This window comes from Amycolatopsis sp. NBC_01286 (assembly GCF_035982555.1).
Classification (GTDB): domain Bacteria; phylum Actinomycetota; class Actinomycetes; order Mycobacteriales; family Pseudonocardiaceae; genus Amycolatopsis.
In genome coordinates, this window is the sequence record NZ_CP108428.1 from 8,045,645 (window position 1) to 8,065,863 (window position 20,219).

The 20,219-nt window shown below is 71.2% G+C and carries 15 protein-coding genes; 2 read left to right on the forward strand and 13 right to left on the reverse strand.

The genetic code is table 11. The features are described from left to right. Positions 1 to 2 precede the first annotated feature (2 nt). From rhaI to OG570_RS36685, 6 genes are all read right to left on the reverse strand, one after another. Positions 3 to 1,160 (reverse strand): L-rhamnose isomerase, encoded by a 1,158-nt coding sequence (rhaI, locus tag OG570_RS36660; RefSeq protein WP_247051587.1) that lies wholly within the window; start codon positions 1,158 to 1,160, stop codon positions 3 to 5. 14 nt (positions 1,161 to 1,174) lie between these two features. Next, complete coding sequence (locus tag OG570_RS36665; RefSeq protein WP_247051586.1) at positions 1,175 to 1,519, reverse strand: L-rhamnose mutarotase; 345 nt, start codon at positions 1,517 to 1,519, stop codon at positions 1,175 to 1,177. Positions 1,520 to 1,586: 67 nt separating this feature from the next. Continuing rightward, positions 1,587 to 2,648: a rhamnose ABC transporter substrate-binding protein gene (gene rhaS, locus OG570_RS36670; protein WP_326949429.1), complete on the reverse strand. Its 1,062-nt coding sequence runs from the start codon at positions 2,646 to 2,648 to the stop codon at positions 1,587 to 1,589. Between the two features lie 5 nt (positions 2,649 to 2,653). After that, the gene (locus tag OG570_RS36675) at positions 2,654 to 3,667 is read right to left on the reverse strand and encodes an ABC transporter permease (protein ID WP_326953438.1); all 1,014 of its coding nucleotides are present in this window, start codon (positions 3,665 to 3,667) and stop codon (positions 2,654 to 2,656) included. Continuing rightward, positions 3,660 to 4,700, reverse strand: a complete 1,041-nt coding sequence (locus OG570_RS36680) for an ABC transporter permease (protein WP_326953439.1) — start codon at positions 4,698 to 4,700, stop codon at positions 3,660 to 3,662. Before OG570_RS36680 ends, OG570_RS36675 begins: the two co-directional genes overlap by 8 nt. After that, positions 4,697 to 6,214 (reverse strand): sugar ABC transporter ATP-binding protein, encoded by a 1,518-nt coding sequence (locus OG570_RS36685; RefSeq protein WP_326953440.1) that lies wholly within the window; start codon positions 6,212 to 6,214, stop codon positions 4,697 to 4,699. Before OG570_RS36685 ends, OG570_RS36680 begins: the two co-directional genes overlap by 4 nt. Positions 6,215 to 6,388: 174 nt before the next feature. Here OG570_RS36685 and OG570_RS36690 point away from each other — a divergent pair, with 174 nt between their 5' ends. Continuing rightward, positions 6,389 to 7,426, forward strand: coding sequence for a LacI family DNA-binding transcriptional regulator (locus OG570_RS36690; protein ID WP_326949425.1), 1,038 nt, complete (start codon positions 6,389 to 6,391; stop codon positions 7,424 to 7,426). A 4-nt stretch (positions 7,427 to 7,430) separates the two neighbouring features. Here OG570_RS36690 and OG570_RS36695 read toward each other — a convergent pair whose 3' ends face one another. The 7 genes from OG570_RS36695 to OG570_RS36725 are packed head-to-tail and all read right to left on the reverse strand — an operon-like array spanning position 7,431 to position 19,587. Continuing rightward, positions 7,431 to 11,747 carry a CHAT domain-containing protein gene (locus OG570_RS36695; protein ID WP_326953441.1) on the reverse strand — a complete coding sequence of 1,439 codons (4,317 nt, stop codon included), beginning with the start codon at positions 11,745 to 11,747 and terminating at the stop codon, positions 7,431 to 7,433. Then, complete coding sequence (locus tag OG570_RS36700) at positions 11,744 to 14,476, reverse strand: protein kinase domain-containing protein (protein ID WP_326953442.1); 2,733 nt, start codon at positions 14,474 to 14,476, stop codon at positions 11,744 to 11,746. The genes OG570_RS36695 and OG570_RS36700 overlap by 4 nt, the downstream gene beginning before the upstream one ends. Continuing rightward, positions 14,469 to 15,218 (reverse strand): PP2C family protein-serine/threonine phosphatase, encoded by a 750-nt coding sequence (locus OG570_RS36705; RefSeq protein WP_326953443.1) that lies wholly within the window; start codon positions 15,216 to 15,218, stop codon positions 14,469 to 14,471. Before OG570_RS36705 ends, OG570_RS36700 begins: the two co-directional genes overlap by 8 nt. Then, positions 15,215 to 15,709: an FHA domain-containing protein gene (locus tag OG570_RS36710; RefSeq protein WP_326953444.1), complete on the reverse strand. Its 495-nt coding sequence runs from the start codon at positions 15,707 to 15,709 to the stop codon at positions 15,215 to 15,217. The genes OG570_RS36705 and OG570_RS36710 overlap by 4 nt, the downstream gene beginning before the upstream one ends. Next, positions 15,697 to 16,338, reverse strand: coding sequence for a 4Fe-4S single cluster domain-containing protein (locus OG570_RS36715; RefSeq protein ID WP_326953447.1), 642 nt, complete (start codon positions 16,336 to 16,338; stop codon positions 15,697 to 15,699). The genes OG570_RS36710 and OG570_RS36715 overlap by 13 nt, the downstream gene beginning before the upstream one ends. Further along, the gene (locus OG570_RS36720) at positions 16,326 to 18,251 is read right to left on the reverse strand and encodes an AAA family ATPase (RefSeq protein ID WP_326953448.1); all 1,926 of its coding nucleotides are present in this window, start codon (positions 18,249 to 18,251) and stop codon (positions 16,326 to 16,328) included. The genes OG570_RS36715 and OG570_RS36720 overlap by 13 nt, the downstream gene beginning before the upstream one ends. Beyond that, complete coding sequence (locus OG570_RS36725) at positions 18,244 to 19,587, reverse strand: hypothetical protein (RefSeq protein ID WP_326953450.1); 1,344 nt, start codon at positions 19,585 to 19,587, stop codon at positions 18,244 to 18,246. Before OG570_RS36725 ends, OG570_RS36720 begins: the two co-directional genes overlap by 8 nt. Here OG570_RS36725 and OG570_RS36730 point away from each other — a divergent pair. Beyond that, on the forward strand, positions 19,586 to 20,218 hold the full coding sequence (locus OG570_RS36730) for a hypothetical protein (RefSeq protein ID WP_326953451.1): 633 nt from the start codon (positions 19,586 to 19,588) through the stop codon (positions 20,216 to 20,218). The genes OG570_RS36725 and OG570_RS36730 overlap by 2 nt on opposite strands. The last annotated feature ends 1 nt before the right edge of the window (position 20,219 follow it).

A 20,219-nucleotide genomic window follows, 5' to 3' on the forward strand; every position in this document is an offset into this window, starting at 1 on the left:
GCTCATGCTCCCCATCCGGCCTGCGTGCCGCCGGCGCGCTCGGCCACGATCTTGTCCTGGTACCCGCTGCGGTGGTAGGCCGCGACCGGGTCGGGGTCGAGCCCGTCTTCTTCGCGGATTTCGGCCAGCAGCGGCCGGACGTCGGTGTTGTAGGCGTCCATCAGGACGGCGTTGGCTTCGAGGACGTTGCCGGCCTGCTGGGCGGCGCGCAGGTCATCGCGGTCGACGAGCAGGGCCTTGGCCGTCGCCTCCTGGACGTTGAGCACCGAGCGGATGATCGCCGGGATCTTGGCCTCGATGTTGTGGCACTGGTCGAGCATGAACGCGATGCCGTAGGCCGGGTCGAGGGCGTCGCCGCGGACGATCTCGTACATGATCCGGAACAGCTGGAACGGGTCCGCCGCGCCGGCCATCAGGTCGTCGTCGGCGTAGAAGCGGGAGTTGAAGTCGAACGCGCCGAGCTTCCCGGCGCGCAGCAGGAACGCCACGATGAACTCGATGTTCGTGCCGGGCGCGTGGTGGCCGGTGTCGATGCAGACCGTGGCCTTCTCGCCCAGTTCCATGCAGTGCGCGTACGACGTGCCCCAGTCGGGGACGTCGGTGGCGTAGAAGGCGGGCTCGAACAGCTTGTACTCCAGCAGGATCCGCTGGTCGTCCCCGAGCCGGTCGTACGTCTCCTTCAGGGCCGCGGCGAGGCGGTCCTGGCGGTCGCGGATGTCGTCCTGGCCCGGGTAGTTGATGCCGTCGGAGAACCACAGCTTCAGGTCGCGGGAGCCGGTGGCGTCCATGATGGAGATCGCCTCGAGCAGGTGGTCGGTCGCCTTGCGGCGGATGCCGGCCTCGGGGTTGGTCACCGAGCCGAGCTTGTAGTCCTCGTCCTGGAAGACGTTGGTGTTGATGGCGCCGATCTCGACACCGAGGTCGCGCGCGTACGCGGTGAGGGCGCCGTAGTCGTCGACGCGGTCCCACGGGATGTGCAGCGCCACGCTCGGCGCGATGCCGGTGAACCGGTGCACGGTCGCGGCGTCGGCGATCTTCTCTTCGGCCGTGCGCGGGACGCCGGGCTGCGGGAACACCTTGAAGCGGGTGCCCGAGTTGGCGTACGCCCACGACGGCGTCTCGATGCGCTGCGCCCGCAGGGCCTGTTTCACGGCCGTCATGTCGCGCAAGACGATCACTGTCCTTCCCGGACGGAGGGGGTTTCGAGGTGGAAGACCTCGTGCAGCAGCCGGAACCCCTCGTCGGGTGGGCCGCCGTCGAGGCCGGTGAAGAACTCCGCCATCGCCGCCTGCCAGCGGGTGTTGACCTCGGTGCGGGCCATCGCGGCCTGCGCGGCGGCGAGGTCGTCGGCTTCGACGTAGCCGATGAGCAGGCCGTCCTCGCGCAGGAAGAGCGAGTAGTTGCGCCAGCCCGTGTCGTGCAGGGCCTGGCGCATCTCCGGCCACACCGCGCGGTGCCGTTCGGCGTACTCGGCCGCGCGGTCCGGCTTCACCTGCAGGCAGAAGCAGTAACGGGGCATCTTCCATAGTCCTTTGTGGACCCGCGGCCGGACCGGGGCGGCGATCCGGTCCGGCCGCGGGAGCTGATCAGAAGTTGAACTTGTCGATGTTGTTCGCGTCGAAGGTCGTCGGCGGGCCGAGGACGATCTCACCGCTCGCGCCGATGGTGTACTCACCGAGCTTGCCGGCCTTGAACTTCTCGCCTTCCTTGCCGCTGATCTGGCCCGAGGACAGCGCGACGCCGGCGTACGCGGCGAGGTAGCCGATGTCGGCCGGGTTCCACAGCGCGAACTGCTTCACGGTGCCGTCCTTGACGAACGCGCGCATCTGGTTCGGCGTGCCCAGCCCGGTCACCGCGACCTTGCCCTTGTAGCTCGACGAGCTGACGTAGCGCGCGGCGGCCGCGATGCCCACGGTGGTCGGCGAGACGATCACCTTGAGGTTCGGGAACGACTGCAGCAGGCCCTGGGCCTCCTGGAACGACTTCTGGTCGTCGTCGTTGCCGTAGGCGATCTTGTCCAGCTTCAGGCCCGCGTAGTCCGGCTTGGCGAGCTCCTTCTTGAGGACCTCGATCCAGGCGTTCTGGTTGGTGGCGTTCGGCGTCGCGGACAGGACCGCGATCTCGCCGGAGCCGCCGGAGAGGTCCTTGGCCTGCTTGGCCAGCGCCTCGCCGATGCCCTGGGTGGTGGCCTGGTTGATGAAGACGTCGCGGCAGTCCTTGGCGGCGTCGGAGTCGAAGGCGACGACCTTGATGCCCGCGGTGCGGGCTTGATTCAGCGACGGGCAGACCGCGTTCGGGTCGTTCGCGGCGATGCCGATCACGTTCTGCTGCTGCTGGATCAGCGTGTTGATGTAGCTGACCTGCGACGACGCGCTCGCGTCGTTCGGGCCGACCAGCTTGTACTCGCCCTTCAGCTCGTCGAGCGCGGTCTTGCCGCCGCTGACCTCGATGTCGCTGTAGGGGTTGTTGAGCTGCTTGGGGAGGAACGCCATCTTGACGCCCTCCTTGGCCGCGGCGTTCGGGTTCGCCGCCGCCGTGGACTGCTGGGCACCGGCATCGGTGCTGTCGTTCTTCGTCGTGCCGCTGCAGGCGGCCAGGACGAGCACCAGCCCGGCCGACACTGCGCCGGTGATGAACCGTCGGGACATCTTCGTCACCTTTCTGGGGATACCGCGCCGGTAGCTGTGGCCCGGTTCCGCCGCCGGAGCGCCGTTCGGGCCGAGGACACGATGTTGGGGAGCAGGACCGACACGATCAGGAGCACGCCGGTCACGATGTTGAGCGCCTCGTTCGAGACGTCCTGCAGGCGCAGGGCGTTCTGCAGGGAGGCCAGCAGCACCACGCCGGCGAGCACGCCGGGCAGGGTGCCCTTGCCGCCGAAGATGGACACGCCGCCCAGCAGGACCGCGGCCACGACGGCGAGTTCGAGGCCGAAGCCGTTGTCCGCGCGGGCGCTGGAGTAGCGCAGCGTCCACAGCACCCCGGCGACCCCGGCCACCGCGCCGCTCACGACGTAGAGCCAGAACTTCAGCCGTCCGGTGCGGATGCCGGCGAACCGCGCGGCCTGCTCACCGGCGCCGGCCGCGAAGACGCTGCGGCCGACCGGCGTCGCGTGCAGCACGAGGCCGAACAGCGCCGCCACCACGATCAGCGGGATCAGGACGTTCGGGATCGGGCCGTCGCCGATGGTCCCGGTGACCCAGCTCGTGTAGTCGCGCGGGAAGTCGGCGACCGCGCCGTCGCCGAGGACGACGAAGGCCAGGCCGCGGTACAGCGCGAGCGTGCCGATCGTGACGGCGAGGGCGGGCAGTTTCAGGACGGTGACGAAGAAGCCGTTCACCGCGCCGAGGATCGCGCCGAGCACGATGCACAGCGGGATGATCATCTCGATCGAGAGGCCCGCGTCCCACAGCGAGCCCATCACCGCGGACGTCAGCCCGAGCGTGCTCGCCACCGAGAGGTCGATCTCGCCGGTGACGATGATGAACGTCATCGGCAGGGCGATCAGCGCGATCGGCAGCAGGTCGAGCAGCAGGAAGGTGAAGTTGCGGCTGGTGCCGAAGTTCTCGACGGCGCCGGAGGCCACCAGCACCACGACGACCGTCACGAGCACGACCGCGGCGTCCCAGCTGAGCAGCCTGCCGAACCGGTTCCCGGTGTCAGACATGGGAATCCCTCTTCTTCAGTGCTTTGGTGACCCGGACGGCGACCAGCCGGTCGGCCCCGATCGCGAGCAGGATCAGCGCGCCGACGATCGCCTGCTGCCAGAACTGGTTGATGTCGAGCACGGCCAGGGCGCTGCCGATGACCGTGAGCAGCAGCGCGCCGAGGCCGGCGCCCCAGACCGAGCCGCTGCCGCCGAACACCGCGACCCCGCCGACGACGGCCGCGGCGACGACGTTCAGCTCGTAGCCGGTGCCGGCCGCCGCGTCGACGGTGCCGAACCGCGCGGCGAACAGCACCCCGGCCAGGCCGGCGAGCGCGCCGCTGACCAGGAACGCGGCGCTGGTGTTGCGGCCGACCTTGATGCCGGCCAGCTTCGCGGCCTGCGGGCTGGAGCCCATGGCGTAGAGCTCGCGGCCGGCGCGGTAGCTGCGCAGCACGATCCCGGCGAGCACCAGCACGACCACCGCGATCAGCACCAGCCACGGGATCCCGAGGATCGACGCCGTGCCGAAGTCCAGGAAGGACTGCGGCAGCTTGTCGGCGTTGATCTGCTGGCCGCCGGCCCAGAAGAAGCTGACCCCGCGGAAGGCGTAGAGCGTGCCGAGGGTGACGACCAGCGCCGGCACCTGGCCGAACCGGACGAGCACGCCGTTGAGCAGGCCGCAGACCGCGCCGACGACGATCCCGGCGAGCACCGCGACGAGCACCGGCAGGCCGGGGTTGTCGCGCATCAGCGAGCCGACGGCGAACGCCGACAGGCCGAGCACGGACCCGACCGACAGGTCGATGTTGCGGGTGATGATCACGACCGCCTGCCCGACGGCCAGCACCGCGAGGATCGCCGTGCCGAGCAGGATGTCGCGGATGCTCTGCCCGGACAGGAACCGGGAGTTCTGCGTCGCGGTGAACACGACCAGCACGATCAGGGCCAGCACGATCCCGGACTCGCGGGCCTTGAAGACGTTCGTGGTCCACGACTGCCGGTCCCCGGTCACCGGTCCGCGGGGCGGTGCGGCCACCTTGGTCGCGTTCACGCGGCGGCCCCCTGTCCCATCGCGGCGAACATGACCGAGTCTTCGGTGGCCTCGGCGCGCGGGAGCTCGGCGACGATCCGCCCCTCCCGCATCACCAGCACGCGGTCGGCCATGCCCAGCACCTCCGGCAGTTCGGACGACACCATGACGACGGCGACGCCTTCGGCCGCGAGCGACGACATCAGCCGGTGCACCTCGGCCTTCGTGCCGACGTCGATGCCGCGGGTCGGTTCGTCCACGATCAGCACCTTCGGCGCCATCGCGAGCCACTTGGCCAGCACGACCTTCTGCTGGTTGCCGCCGGACAGCGTGCCGACGGGGTCGCCGAGGCGGCGGTACTTGGTGCGCAGCCGCTCGGTCCAGTGCCGCGCCTCCTGCCGTTCGGTCCCGCCGCCGAGGAACCCGAAGTTCGCGAGCGCGCCGGAGCGCGGCAGCGTCACGTTGCGCTCGATCGAGAGGTCCATGATCAGGCCCTGCTGCCGCCGGTCCTCGGGGACCAGCGCCATCCCGGCGTTCATCGCCGCGCGCGACGAGTGCGCCTTGAGCTTCTTCCCGTTGACGCGCACGACTCCGGCGTCGCGTTCGTCCACCCCGAACACGGCCTGGACGACCTCGGAGCGGCCGGACCCGACGAGCCCGGCGAACGCGACGATCTCGCCCGCGCGCACGGAGAAGGAGATGTCGCGGAAGACGCCTTCCCGGGCCAGGCCTTCGACTTCGAGGACCACGGCGCCGGGTTCGACGTCCTGCTTGGGGAAGAGCGCGTCCAGATCGCGCCCGACCATGCGGTGCACCATCTCGTCGACCGTGACGTCGGCGACCAGGTCGGTGGAGACGTGCTTGCCGTCGCGCATGATCGTGACGCGCTGGCAGAGCTCGGTGATCTCCTCGAAGCGGTGGGAGATGAACATGATCGCCGCACCCTCCTCGCGCAGCGTCCGCGCGACCGTGAACAGCCGTTCGACCTCGACGCGGCTCAGCGCGGCGGTCGGCTCGTCCATGATCAGCACGCGGGCGTCCGCGCTGAGCGCCTTGGCGATCTCGACGATCTGCTGGTCGGCGATCGACAGCCCGCGGGCCGGGCGGGCCGGGTCGATCCGGACGCCGAGCCGCGTGAACAGCCGGTCGGCTTCGGCGCGGATCGCGGCCCGGTCGATGCGGCCGAAGCTCTTGCGCGGGTGGCGGCCCATGACGATGTTCTCCGCGACCGAAAGATCGGGGAACAGCGTGGGTTCCTGGTAGATCACCGCGATGCCGGCGGCCTTGGCGTCGGCCGGGGAGCCGAACGTGACCGGTTCGCCGTCGAGCAGCAGCGTGCCGTCGTCGGGCTTGTGCACGCCGGCCAGCATCTTGACGATCGTCGACTTGCCGGCGCCGTTCTCCCCGACCAGCGCGTGGGCCTCTCCGGCGTGCAGGGGGAACGACACTCCGGCGACCGCCGCGACGGCGCCGAACGACTTGCTCACGCCGCGCACCTCCAGCAGAGGGGCTCGGCCCGGGTCCTGCCGCGTCATCGCGACCTCCGGTTCGAAGGGCTATTGAAAGGTTTCACAAACCTGGCGCGGTGACGCTACTATGCAGCCGAAGAACAAGTCAATGCATCCACCGAACCGTGGCCAAACGTCGTCGGGACCACGCAGTTGGTGGCGATGTTACGTTTCAACGGTGCGTGCTCAGGAGGGGGTCAGATGACGGTCCAGGAGTCCGGCGCCGAGCCGAGAGCGGCGGGCATGAAGGACGTCGCCGCGGCCGCGGGCGTCTCCCTCGGCACGGTGTCCAACGTGCTGAACCGGCCCGGCCGCGTCAGCCCCGCCACGCGCGCGAAGGTGGAGGCCGCGATGGCCGAACTCCGCTTCGTGCGCAACGAATCCGCGCGGCAGCTCCGGGCGGGCCGCAGCCGTGTGCTGGCCTACGTGATGCTCGACGGCAGCAACCCGTTCTTCACCGACGTCGCGGCCGGCATGGAAGACGCCGCCGACGAGAGCGACCTGTCCCTGTTCCTCTGCAACAGCGCCCACCAGCCGTCCCGGGAAGAGGCCTACCTCGGCCGCCTCGAACAGCAGCGCGTGCAAGGCATCCTCATCACGCCGGTCGACCCGGACGCGCCGCTGCTGCACGAGATCGCCCGCCGCGGCACGCCGGTCGTTGTCGTCGACCGCACCCCGGACGGCACCGCGCACTGCTCGGTCGCGGTCGACGACGTCTACGGCGGCGAGATCGCCGTCCGGCACCTGATCGAGCAGGGCCACGAGCGGATCGCGTTCATCGGCAACCACACGACGGTCGGCCAGGTGCGCGACCGGCGTCAGGGCGCGCTGCGCGCACTGGCCGCGGCCGGCCTGGCCCCGGACCACCTGGTCGACCTCACGACGACGGCGCTGACGGTCGCCGACGGCCGCGGCGCCGGCGAGCGCCTGGCGGGCCTGCCGTCGGCGATCCGCCCGACCGCCGCGTTCTGCGCCAACGACCTGGTCGCCCTCGGCCTGCTGCAGACGTGCGCCACCCTGCGCATGCGCGTCCCGGAGGACCTGGCGATAGTGGGCTACGACGACATCGAGTTCGCCGCGGCGGCCGCCGTCCCGCTCACCTCGGTCCGCCAGCCCCGCCACCGCCTCGGCCGCACCGCGGCGGAGCTGCTACTGGCCGAAACCACCGAAACCGCCCACGAGCACCGGCAGGTCGTCTTCACCCCGGAACTGGTGGTACGCACCTCGACCCTGCGCTGACGGGTCAGCGCCCCAGATAGCCGAACGCCGCCCAGGCGTGCGGGCGGGACAGCTCGTCGGAGGCGGCCCGTCGTGCCAGTCCGTCAGGCAGCCCCGGCGGCGCCTGCCGGTCCGGGTCCAGGGCCCACAGCTGGGCGGCCCGCAAAGCCTCCGCGGGAGCCCGGCCGAATTCGACGAGCTCACGGTGCAGCACGCACATCATCAAGCTGGAGTGGACGTCGTCCACCGACCACCGCGATCCGACGACACCCGTGGCTCCGGCCGAGATGAACGACGCCCCCAACGTCAGCACCTCGTCGTGGGCCGCCGAAGTCAGATCGCTCTGGCAGGCAGCCAGGACCACCAGCCCACCCGGCAGGGTCCGGCGCCCGCCGGGCCGCAGAATCCGCTCCACGGTCAAGGTCCCGCCCGCCAGCAGCAGCGCCGACTCGGACGGAACCGCGCCGCTCCTCGCGTGGCAGGAAAGGTGGAGCATCGACGCGGACCGGGACGCGAGGTGTACCTCCTCCGGCGTTCCCGCTCCGACCACCGCGGCGTCGCCAGCGGCCCGGCCGTAGAACCGGCCGCCCGGGTAGATCCCGCGCAGGTAGGCGGCTTCCTCCTGCGACCCGACCAGGCTTCCCTCGGGGTCCGTCACGACGACCGGCCGCTCCCCCAGCGGTGACGTGGCCCGTCCGGCGACCTCGCACAGCTGCCGCGCGGTGGAGGCGTAGGACACCGTCATCTCGTGGACGAGCGGCCTGCCGGCCGGACCGGCCGCGTGCCACGGGACGGCACCCAGGCCACCGCACGCGATGACCACCAGCCGCGGGGTGCCGGCGATCAGGCGGCGCACCCGGGCGGCGACGGGCCGCATCGCGACTTCCCAAGCCCACTCGACGATCGCGTCGACTTCACCGGCCCAGCGGCGCGCGGCCGGTGAACCCCGCTCGGCGGAATCAGCACGTCCACGCACGTCGAGGTAGTTCAGGTACGCGCCGTCGTCGTCGCGCAGCAACGGCAGGACGACCTCGTCGAGCGCTCCGTCGGCGAAGACCAGCAGCGCCCGGCCGTACGCCTCACCCTGGCAGGGAATCAGGTAGCACAGCACGTCGGCGCCGATCTCCCGCAGCGCGGCCGTGATCTCCGCGGCCCCGGGCGGCCGCGACGGCGAGCTCCCGGCCGGCTCGGTGGACAGTGCCTCGAGAACGCGGTGCCGCAGGTCGCTCACCGCCGCGGGCGCCGTCAGGGCCTGCGCCAGGGTCAGCAGACTCGATTCCTCGTCGTCGAACCGATCCGCGTCGGTCGCGGCGAGTTCCCACTCGTCGGCGAGTCCCTGGTGGCCGGCGCGGCGCAGTTCGGCCCCGAGGTTCGCCGCCGTCGAGACCGCGCCGAGCACCATCCCGCGTCCCGCTTCAATCGCTTCCACCGCTCGGTGCCGGTCGCCCAGTGCCAGACACCGCAAGGTCAGCAGCAGGGACTGCTCCGCCGCCTTCTGCGCCCGGGCCAGCCCGTGGTCGCCCCCGCTCTGGAGCAGCACTTCCCGAGCCTGCTGGCCGAGGAGGGAGAAGCTGATCTCGACGGCGCGCTCGGCGTGCATCGTGGTCCCGTGGTCCCAGTAGGCCGACGCCGCCAAGCCCCCCAACATCGGCAGACCGCGGTTGGTGGTGCCGGCCGGACCGCTGGTGGCGGCTTCGAAGGCGCGAAGCGCGTTCTCCCGCGCCTCCGTACTGTTCGTCGCTGTGTGCCAGATGAGCCATGACGCGGCCAAGAGCCACGGCAAGAACGCCGTGACCTGAGGGTCCGGTGAAGCGCCGAGCACCTCCAGCCGCGCCAGGGCGCCGTCGAAACGAGCCCGGTCCGCGGTGATCAACGCGGTCAGCACCGTCAGCAGGACGCCCTTGATCTCGAACGACGCGTAGAGGGCGTTGCCGGGTGGGGTCAGTTCCAGCACACGCGCCATGACCGAGTCCGCGGACACCACGTCGGCCAGGTCACCGGCGTGCATCGCTCGCATCGCCAGGAGATCGGCGAGCTGGTTGCCCTCGACCAGCACGTGCGCGTGGGTCATCGCCGTCCCGGTGATCGCCGCGCTGTCGCGCTCGAACCGTACGACGAGTTCGGCGATGTGCTCGTCGAGATCGACCGCGAGACCCTGCGCTCCGGCGGCCGCTCGGACGGCACGCAGGTGCGCGGCCGTCCTGGCGAGCTCGGCCTCGTCCAGCGTGCACGGTCCCGCCTGCAGCTGCTCGACGTACCGCATGGCCAGGTCGATGTCGCGGAGGTCGCCGAGCTCACCGAAACGGTCGACGTGGGCCAGCGCCAGGGTGTGGAGCGCGTCCTCGCCCCGAGGATCGCCTCGCGGGAGGATTTCGGCTATCCGGCGGAAGCAGGCCATTCCCGCGGCCATGCGTTCGGGGCGACGCTCCTTGGCGAAGCGGAGCATGTCGACATGACCGATCGAAGCCAAGCAGTGCGCTCGGTAGTCACGTGAATTTCCCGGGTCCTCGGCGGCCTCGCGAAGAAGCTTCTCCCCGGTATCGTGATCGATCACCGTAGCGCGGTACATGGCCGCGATCGTGATCACGGCTCCGTACCGGTACAGGGTGTCCCGACAGAGCGGGTGGTCGGGTTCGAGGCGGACGAGCAGGTCGTCGAAGATCGCGGCGGCGCGCCGGATGTCCGCTTCCCCATCGGACACGTGCCGGGCGAGGTCGGCGTGGTGGATGCCGAGCCGCTGCTGGACGACCAGCCGGACGGGATCGTCCGAGGCCAGCGCCGCGTCGGCGTCCGACAGGCACTCGATCGCGGCGAGCACCGCCTTGTGCCGTGAAGCACCCGGCTCGGACTCGTCGACCAGGTAGGACCGGAGCAGCGCGACGGCCGTCAGCTCGTCCGCCCCGCCGGGCGGGGAGTCCGCCTGGTCGAACCAATGGAGCCAGACCACCATGTCGTCCGCGTCGAAAGCGGCGAGCCGCGCGAAGAACCCGGTGAAGGGTGGCTCACGGCCGGGCTGGTCTCGTAGCCGGCGGATCACCGCCGCCACGCTCAGGACCAGTGTCAGATCGCTGTCCAGGGAACTCCGGTGCCGCGCTTGCACCGACAGGAACTCGGCTTCGGCGGCCGCCGAAGCCAGGTCGCCCGCCAGCACTGCGGTCTCGGCGAGAGCGATCGAGCGCACGGTGCGGAGCCATTCCCGGCTCAGCCCGGTTCCCGATTCGCCGGCGATCGTTTCGTCGAGGAGCGCGATCACGGGCTCGAGCGTGCCCGGCGCGAGGCCGGAGCGGAGTGCGTACGCCTGGAGCAGCGTCAGGCCCATCGGCGTGCCGGACCCGCTCCCTTTCCGGGCTTCTTCGAGGTATTCGATCACGGCTTCGACGTTTTCAAGGGTCGGCACGCGCTTCGCCCGCTCGAGGAGGAAGTCGCCGAAGATCTCCCGCTGCTGTTCCTCCAGCGCGTCCTTGCCGTCCCGTGCGACGCGGGTGAGCACCCGGATGCCCATTTCGGCATCCATCGGGTCGGCCGCCTCACCGAGCCGCATGTACAGGGCCGACGCCAGCCGCTCGACCACCATCGGGTGATCCTTCTCCCGTACGCCCTGCAGGTACTCGACTGCTTGGTCGAGCTCGGCCAGGTCCGCGCCGGTGCGTTCGAACTCCGGGCTGACGTAGCGCAGGGTGTGGAGTTCGGCGAGGTTGTAGAGCACTTCGTCCCGGGAGATGTAGCCCTGCCCCAGCGCACCGAGACTTCCGGTGAGCAGTTCGATCGGCCGGGTGAGCCTTTCGACCGCACCCGGTTCGGCCCGCAGGCGCTCCCAGCGGGTCAAGGCGAACCCGAGCGTCACGGTGACCGCGGTCCCGAGGTCGCCGTCCGGCCCGTCGGCCCGGGCCGCCTCGAGCAGGGTCACGGCCTCGGCCAGGTCGCCCTCGCCCTCGCGGTCGGTGCCCTCCCGCTCGAGGAGCATTTCACCCTGCGTCAGCCGGTTCAGAGCCGTGGGATCGAACTCCGTGACACACCGGCCCGCTTCGATCGCCACGTCGAGCAACTCGGGATCCGCGTCGTCGCCGGCCAGCCCCAAGAGCCCTTGACATGCGTCGCGCAGCACCATCTGGGCCATCATCCACTCGAGCTCACCCGGCGGGACGACGGCGAGGATCCACTCGGCGTGGTACCGGGCTTCCGCCAGGTCTTCCGGGTCTTCGGCCACCTCACCGCTGTCGTACTGCTCGACCAACGCCGCGCACAAGTCGGCTCGCACCTTCGCCTCCCGGTCGTAACCGGCGGACGCCAGATCGCCTCTGAGCTGCTCGATCCCCGCCGCCACCGGCTCCGGCACGGTCACGGGCGGCCCAGCCGGCGGACGGTTCGGTAGCACAGCCCGATCACCGGCAGGTACACCAGGAGCGCGGCCCAGAACGCGCCGCTCCCCCAGAAAGCGCCGAGCCGCACCAGCGGCCCGGTCAGCACGGGATACCGGATCGCTTCCAGCGGCGGGATTTCGGTACCCCAGACACCGATCACGACCACTCCGGCGAAGCAAGCCAGCAACAGCCGGTGCGTCCTCGGCCACCCCATCGCGACGATCGCCGCGGCCACGAGCACCGGCAGGACGAAGCTGCTCTGGACGACGGCGAAGTACGGACCGCCGTCACCGATCGAGAAGCGCCCACGGCCGGTCACCGCCGAGGCGAGCGCTCCGGCCGCCCACAACCCGGCCAGCAAGGCCACGACGACCAGCCCGTACACCGCCGCCCTGCGCGGCGGGGAAACCGCGCGGGTGCTCGGATAACCGTCCGTCCACCCGGCCGGACCCGCCGACAACCGCTGCACGACGAGCAGGAACACGCCCGCGACGAGCAGGCTCACGAGCACTCCCGGCCAGGGTTTGCCCGTCCAGAGACCGGCCACTTCGGTGAGGAGGTCATCGACCGGACCCGGGACCTCGACGATCGTGAACGGGGGCAAGGTGTCGCCGAAGAAACCGCACAACACGGCCAGCCCCCACCCGCAAAGCGTCCAGAAACGCCGAGGGCGTCCCAGAAGGACCGTCAAGGACGCGAGCACCAGTACGGCCGGAGCCAGACCGAGCTGGACGGCGGTCGCCCCGTTCATCGCCGCCGCGGCGAGCGCGGGGTTGTCACCGAAGGCCTGTTCCGCGTGCGCCAGCATGGCCGCCACCCACAGGGCCGGGAGCATCCCGAAGAACGAGAGCAACGCGATACCGAGTGACCGGCCCGACCGGCTCAGGCGCCTCCGCACCGCGTCGCGCTGTTCCCCGATCGCCCCCGAGGTGTCCTCGTGCGCCCGCCGTTCCAGGACGCCTGCCGCGGTGACGAGTGCGCGACCGGCCGGCGTCGACGGATCAGCCCTCGCCACGCGCAGCGCGAACGACCGCCACCACCGGGGTCCGAAGAGGACGGTAGCGGCGCCGGCCCGCACCTGTCTGGCGGCGAGCGATGGCTCCAGGAGGACCAGCAGCGCAAGGTCGTGCAGACGAGCGCGCTCGGGATCACCGAGGGAAATCGGCGCGTCCGGCGCACGGGTTTCGCGGATGACGGCTTCGGCCGCGGCGACCGTGCGCGGCAGCTCGACGGCCACCTCGTCGAGCACCGCGCACCGGCCGGCGCAGCTGTCGTGCCCGCACCGGTACTCAGCGGCCGTCCCGAACGCGCGGGAGTCGGCCAGTTCCCTGGCGATCGCCGCTCCGTCGCCGTCGCCGAGAAGCTGCAGCAGACCACCGGCATCCACCGGATGCCCACGCCACCGAGGCACAGCCGACGGTGCGAAGGAGGCGCCGAACGCGAGCACCGCTCGGTGCACGCCGGGCAACCCCTTGCTCAGCCCGCGCAGCAGGGTGATGTCGAACCGGCTCGTGAGCTTCTCGCGCCCCAGCCAGTCGAGGAGCGCCTGCCGGCCTTCCCCGCACAGCCACTCTTCCGCCAGGTCCGGTGCGTCGAGCAGCTGGACGGCCAGCTCCGCCGGATCACGAAACGTACGCCCGTGGGCGAAGGTGATCGGGCCGTGCTTCGGTTCCGTGGCACCGGGAGCGGCTTCCGGGCCGATCACCGCGGGGCTTCCCCCGGCCAGCCACTCGGTGATCTCCCCGTGGGTCCAGCGATCGGCCGGATCCCTCGTGAGCAGGCCGCGCAGCAGGAGCTGCCAGCGCGGCTCCGCGATCCCGCCGAGTTCGAGCACTCCGACGTGCCGGATGCGCAGGACGACCTCGTCCGGGTACCGGGTGCCGTCCGGCGACTGGAACCGCGTGTGCCCGGTCCGGATCAGGTAGGCGATCTCGCCGAGCGACCACCACGGCCACGGTGATCGCTTCTCCTGCCAGACCCCTTCGGGCGGGGTGTAGGCGAGCGCCGCCATGAAGGTGCCACCCACTTGCTGGCTGGCGGTGAACGCGGCGACACCGCCGAAGTCGGCCAGCACTACGCGCGGCGGGGACTCCGCACGGACCATCAGGTTGTCCGGCTTGAAGTCCAGCGGGTTCCGCTCGATCTCGCCCTGCCAGAAAGCCAGGCAGCGGGCGACCTCGGCCAGGACCTCCTGTCCCCGAGCCGCGTCGAGGCCGGCCCCGACGACGTCTTCGAGCGTCCGGTCCAGGTACTCCATCGCGGCCCAGAACACTTCGCCGTGCGGGGTCATGAGCCTGCCGTGGTCGTGGATCTCGGGTACGTGACGGCGGAACGCGGGTCGCGACAGGTGATCCAGCAGCTCGGCGTCCATCGGCCGCCCGGCGAAGTTGACCTTCACCGCGACCCGCTGCCCCGCGCCGGTCGTACAACGCCAGACGGCACCTTCCGTGCCGTACCCCCGCAGCTCTTCGGGGGTGTAGCGGTCGCGCAGGGCGTCCGGGAAGACCGGGTCCCCCGTGTTCGCACTGGATTCGCCGGGCTCCTGACGTCTGGTCGCGTCCGGCCGCCCCTGCCGGCGGGTCCGCCCGGCCGCCCCCGGCCCGCCGGGCGCCTCGTCAGAGCCGCCCTGCTGGACGGTGGGCGTCGACCGGCGGCCCTGCTGCCGGGTCCGGTCGGCGGCGGGACGAGGTGCGTCGGCCGGTTCAGCCATGGTTCTCCTCGGCTGGTCGGGATGCGGTGACTTCCAGGAAGCAGATCGAGACGTTGTCCGGCGCGCCCGCCTCGGCCGCCGCCAATGCCAGGCCGGCGACCGCGTCCTCGAGCCTCGGCGCCGCGGCCCGGTCGCGCAGGACCTCTGCCGAGACAACCCCGTGCAAGCCGTCGGTGCACAGGAGCAGCCGGAGACCCGGCGTGACCGGGATCCGGCTGATCCGCGGTGACACGGGGCGGTCGGGCAGTCCCCCGAGCACCTGCGTCAGGGCACCGGATCCGAGCGGGTCGACGTCGTCGGCCGTCAACTGTTCGACGAGTCCGGGCTCGACGTAGTAGACGCGGCTGTCCCCGACGTTGCAGACCAGGACGTCCTCCCCGCGCAGCACCACCGCGGACAAGGTGGTGCCCATCCCGTTCCGGTCCGGACGTGCCGCGGCGGCTTCGAGCAGGTCCGCATGGATCTCCAGGCAGCGGTCCCGCACCGCGGTCTCGTCGGTCAGCCCGGCGGGGTCGGCCATGAAGCCGGAGACGGCCGCGAGGCTGGCGACCTCGCCCGCGAGATGCCCGCCCAGCCCGTCGGCCACCACGGCCACCAGCGCTGCGTCGAGACCGGCGGCCAGCACGACCGGACCGGGTGTTTCGAGCGGGCCCAGCCAGCCGAACACGCCCAGGCGGTCCTCGTTCGCCGCCCGCACCAACCCCGGTCCCGTCGTCACGGCGACCTTCACCACGGCGCTCACCGCGGCAGCCCGAACTCGTCGAGCTCCTGCGCGGCCACGGTCACCGGCACGTCCAGGCCGAGCCGCAGACTCTGGCCGGGGACCAGTCGCCGCGGGGTGTCGACGCGCTCGCCGTCGACGTAGGTCCCGTTGGTCGAACCGCAGTCCCGGATGTACAGCACGTCTCCGAGCCAGTAGATCTTCGCGTGCTCACGCGAGATCTGGGTGTGGCGGTCCATGTCGGGGACATCGGCGAACGGCCCTGCCTCCCGCCCGAGACACAGACCGTCGCCGGCCACCGTGACCGTGCGGCCGAGCAGCGTCACCGACACGTCGGGCCGGGCAGCCGGTCCGGGTTCCGGCCCGGTTTCCCGCGGGGTCGGGTGGTCGGGTGGTACGACCGTCCGGATCGCCCGCAACGGCCGCAGCGGATGACGGGTACAGAATCCCGGCGCGGCGTAGTCCCCGCAGCCGGCCGGATCGATCGCGCACTCGTACTTCAGCGTCGCCACGCCACCTCCCGGAATGCGATGCCTTGGTCCCGCAGCGCGCGTTCGAGCCGCGGCAGCGCGCCGGGCGGCGGCACGCCGATGACGAACAGCCGCTCGTCGTCGACCGCGATCTGGATCGGGGGGTGGTCCACGACGAAGTCGGTGTACGCCGCGTAGCGGTCTCGGCCCAGGTCGGTCAACGGGATGAGCTGCTGGTTCGCCGAACCCCGCCACAGCAGACCGGTCGGCAGTGCGACCTGGTACCGGCCGGTGACGACGGCGTCGGCTCGCGCGAGCACGGCTCTCCGGGTCACGTCGAGCTCGTCGAGCTCGAAGCCGGTGTAGAGCAGGAAGTCCGGTTCCTGATCACCGCCGACCGCCCTGGCCTCGTCGAGGAACCGCGCCAGCGGTTCGGCCTGCTCGAGCGGTTCGCCACCGCTGACGGTCAGGCCGTCCGCACCGGCGGCCACCGCGCGCCGCCACAGCGCCACCAGTTCCGCGATCGGCACATCGGTGCCGCCGTTCGGATCCCAGGTGTCGCGCGACATGCAGCCCGGGCACGCGAGGGGGCAGCCCTGCAGCCAGATACCCAGCCGGGTCCCCGGGCCCAGCGCCGTGACGGGGTGGTGGACCCGGTTCACGCGGAGCATCGGCTCACCTCGATCGCCGTCTCGTCACCGGTGGCCTTGATCGCCGTCACCGTCCACGTGGCGCCGGGCTCCGGCGGATCGACGAGCAGCTCCCGGGACAACGGGTTGATCAGCAGTGTCTCGACCACGGTGTTCACCCCGCGGCCGCCGGAGTCGAGCGCGTCCACCGCGCGGTCGTGCAACGCCTGCCGTGCCTCGGGCGCGAGCACGAGGTCGATCCGGTGCACGGCGTCCACCCGCGAGCGCACCGACTTCAGGGCCTTGTCCAGCAGCGCCGGGACGACTTCGGGCTGGATGAAGTCCATCGCGATGAACGAGTCGCCGATCCGGTTGCGCAGCTCGGGCCGGCCGAGCTTGGTGTCGAAGAAGTCGACGAAGGCCTGTTCCAGGACCCGCCGCACGTCGTCCGGATCGCTGCGGTGGGTCAGCCGGGTCAGCGTCCGGCCGCCGGTCGCCGACGACGTCATGCCGAGGTTGGAGGTGAAGATCAGCACGCACTCCGTGAAGTGCACAGTGGATCCCCGGCCGTCGGTCAGCCGGCCGTCCTCCAGGATCTGGAGGAAGATGTCGAACAGCCGCGGGTGTGCCTTTTCGATCTCGTCGAACAGCAGCACGCACATCGGGGTCGCCCGGACCGCGTTGGTCAGCTCCCCGCCCGCGTCGAAGCCGACGAACCCCGGTGGAGCGCCGATCAGCCGTTCCCGCGCGTGTTCCTGGCCGAATTCGCTCATGTCGAACCGGATCGGCTCGGCGTCGCGGCCGAAGATCATCCGCGCGATCCCCTTGGCCAGCTCGGTCTTGCCGACTCCGGTCGGCCCGGCGAGGAACAGCACCCCGCGCGGCCGGTTCGGCGAACTCGAGGACTGGGCGCCGGTGAGCCCGGCCGCGGACCGCATGAAGATGTCGACCGCCTTGCGCACCGCGCGGTCCTGACCGAGGACGCCGATCGAGTCCACGGTGCCGTCGGCACCCTCCCCCGTGAGGCGGCGCTCGCCGTCGACGATCTTCTTCCGGATCTCCGCGGCGGCCCACGGGTTGTCGGTCACACCGATCCGGTAGAGCCGTGCGGCCTCGTCCAGCCGCTCGACCGGGATCCGCTGGTCCAAGGCGACCTTCGCGATCGCGAGCACCTCCGAGTTCGACATGCCGTGTGTGACACCGACGAGGTTCTCCACTGCCGCCGCGACCCACGAACCGGCGGAATCGCCTCCGCCGGTGGAGGCCAGGACACTGCGGACGGCCAGCTCGGCCGCGGCCTGCCGCTGGTCGATCGGAGCCGGCGGGATCGTCACCACCCGTACCGTTCGCGAGGAGAGCGCGAAGTCGATGGGCATCTGGTCCTGCCGTTCGGCCACCCAGAACACGGTGTTGAAGACCATCGCGCCGTCGGCGCCCGCGACCTCGGTCGCCTCGTGGGCCAGCGCCTCCGCGCTCGCCATCAGGAGCTTCCCCTCGCCCGACAACTCGGAACGCGGTGATCCGAGCCGCTGGGCATACGGGAACATGACGGCGACCGGGGTGCCACGGGTCTCGACGATGTCGCGCAGGACGCGCCGGATCCGCCGCAGCATCCGGACGTCGGGCTCCTCGTCCCCGGACGCGCCCGCGGTCGCACCGGTCATCGCGTCGGCGACGGCCATCTCCCGCAGTGAGTCCGGGACCTCCAGGCCTTGCTCGCGCAGGTTCTGCAGGCTCATCCGGTCGTGCACCACGTCGAACGTGGCGAGCGCGCCGAACCCTCGCCGCCGGCAGACCCGCTCGACGACGTCCCACAGCCCGAGTGGCAGAAGGCCGCCGCTCCCGTCCTCGGCGGGCAGCAGGTACTGGTCCCTCACGTTGCCCACGAGCAGGATCTGCGGGTGCGTGGTGAGGGACATGTCCAATTCCCGCACCCACGGTGGGAGCTCAGCCATCCCGGCGCTCCCGCTGCCGCTGCTCGGTTCCGGCCTGATACGCGGCTCTGGTCTTCTTCACCTTCCGCGTCCGGGGCAGGCGATCCGCATCGACTGCCGGCACCGCGCGGCGGCCGGGTTCCAGCCGCAGGAACGGGGTTTCGCCGAGCTTCACGCCGCCTGCGTCCAGCGAACCGACCAGCTTGGGCAGCGTGACGTCACAAAACCCGCGCTGGGCCGCGACATCGCGGTCCGCGTCGGCCTCGACCGTTTCGGATCGGACGACGGCCGCCATGATCCGGGCGCCGTCGTCCGGCAACCGGACGAGCACGCCGTAACCCTTCGGATCGCCGTCCAGGCGCGCCACCGCTTCCCGCCGGTCCGCGAGCAAGGTGGCGAAGTCGTCCCCGACCGTGCATCCGGCGGCGGTCAGCGCCTCGGCGGCGGCCACGGCGACCGTCGACCGGCACCGCGCGACATCGGCGCGTTCCACGGCCTGGTGCACGGCGTTCCGCATCGTCTCCGGATCCACCGCGGCGCGCACCGCCTCGGCCAGCTGGTCGCGTTCCGCCTCCGGGGCTTCGGGAACCAGGGTGAGCAGGGCTGCCCGAACCTCCTCCGCCACGTCGGCCGTCTTGCGGCGGACGACCGATTCCTTGACCTCGAGAGCGAACCCGAGTGCCCCGGCCCGGACGTCGGCCACTTTCTCCAATCGCGCGAGCTTTCCGAGCTCCTCGGTGAGCCGCTCGAGATCCGCCGGGTCACATCGCGGCCCATCCTGTTCCACGAGCCGCCGGGCGTCGTTCATCGCCGACTCCCGAGCCCGCGCGGCGCGCTGTTCCGCCTCACCCGTCGTCCGCGCCCGGTCGGCCGCGAGTTCGTCCGCGGCGCTGAGCCCGGCCGCCGACGGCGTCCTGGCGGACGCGCTTTCCCTGATGCGCTCGCGCCACCGCTGCGACCAGGCGGTGTCGAGACGGCCCTCGACAGCTTCGACCGCGGCGCGCAGCCCGCCGATCGTCGCGGTCAACTCCGCGCTGGTTTCACCGGCGCGGATCCTCACCTTCGGTACGCCGACCGACAGCGCGGTCGCTTGGTGACGCGCTCGATCGAACCGCACCCGCAGGGCGGCCAGATCAGCCCGCAGTGCGCGAACCCGCTCGGCCTCGACCTCAGCCGCCGAGTAGTAGTAGCCGACCGACGAACTCATCCCCACCTCGTTCCCTCTCCCGACCAGCCCAGCACAGCGCGGCCACCGAATGGGCCCGATGACGGCAACCTGCCAGTGACCGGAACCAGTCATCGCGGCCCGAGACCGCCCTCGGCGAAAGAGAATCGAGTGACCGAGGGGAGAAGACATGGCGATCCCGGCGATGATCGTGGCGCTGGCCGAGCAGTGGGAGAGGGTCAACGCCGCACTCCGGCCGGCCGCGCGGGAGCAGTTGCGGGACCTGGTGCTGAGCCTCGCCGACACCGTCGACGGCGAACAGCGTGTGGACCTGCGCTCCGCGATCGCCCGAGTCCTGTTCGCCGGGCTGCCCGACGAAGATCCGGTCGTCAAGATCGGCAACCGCTTCGCCGGACCCTCGAGCGAGGCGGAACCGGCACTCGCCGACGCCACGACCTCGATCCGTCTCCGCCTCGCCGACCGGGCGCCTTGGTCGGCCTACCACCGGATCCTCACAACCGCGTGCGAGGACATCAGCTCACTGCGGCAACGAGGGATCGACCCCGACGTCCCCCACCTGATCCGGCTGGACCGCGACGACGGAAGAGTCGCCGTCCCGTCGTTCCAGCTCGACGACGACGGAAATCCCACCGAGTTCGTCCTGCGCGTGAACCGTCTTCTCGGTGCCCAGGACGACCCTTGGGGCGCTGCCGACTGGTGGCTCAGCACGAACAGCTGGCTGCACGAACCCCCTGTCCGCTTGCTCCCCCGGCCTGGTCGCGAATCGGTCGTGGCGGCGGCCGTCGCGGCGATGGAGGGCTGAA

Bases quoted from the DNA above. Each gene is read 5' to 3' on its own strand.
- rhaI (WP_247051587.1), bottom strand. From the start codon at position 1,160: ATGACGGCCGTGAAACAGGCCCTGCGGGCGCAGCGCATCGAGACGCCG.
- OG570_RS36665 (WP_247051586.1), bottom strand. From the start codon at position 1,519: ATGCCCCGTTACTGCTTCTGCCTGCAGGTGAAGCCGGACCGCGCGGCC.
- rhaS (WP_326949429.1), bottom strand. From the start codon at position 2,648: ATGTCCCGACGGTTCATCACCGGCGCAGTGTCGGCCGGGCTGGTGCTC.
- OG570_RS36675 (WP_326953438.1), bottom strand. From the start codon at position 3,667: ATGTCTGACACCGGGAACCGGTTCGGCAGGCTGCTCAGCTGGGACGCC.
- OG570_RS36685 (WP_326953440.1), bottom strand. From the start codon at position 6,214: ATGACGCGGCAGGACCCGGGCCGAGCCCCTCTGCTGGAGGTGCGCGGC.
- OG570_RS36690 (WP_326949425.1), top strand. From the start codon at position 6,389: ATGACGGTCCAGGAGTCCGGCGCCGAGCCGAGAGCGGCGGGCATGAAG.
- OG570_RS36700 (WP_326953442.1), bottom strand. From the start codon at position 14,476: ATGGCTGAACCGGCCGACGCACCTCGTCCCGCCGCCGACCGGACCCGG.
- OG570_RS36715 (WP_326953447.1), bottom strand. From the start codon at position 16,338: ATGCTCCGCGTGAACCGGGTCCACCACCCCGTCACGGCGCTGGGCCCG.
- OG570_RS36720 (WP_326953448.1), bottom strand. From the start codon at position 18,251: ATGGCTGAGCTCCCACCGTGGGTGCGGGAATTGGACATGTCCCTCACC.
- OG570_RS36730 (WP_326953451.1), top strand. From the start codon at position 19,586: ATGGCGATCCCGGCGATGATCGTGGCGCTGGCCGAGCAGTGGGAGAGG.
- OG570_RS36725 (WP_326953450.1), bottom strand. From the start codon at position 19,587: ATGTCTTCTCCCCTCGGTCACTCGATTCTCTTTCGCCGAGGGCGGTCT.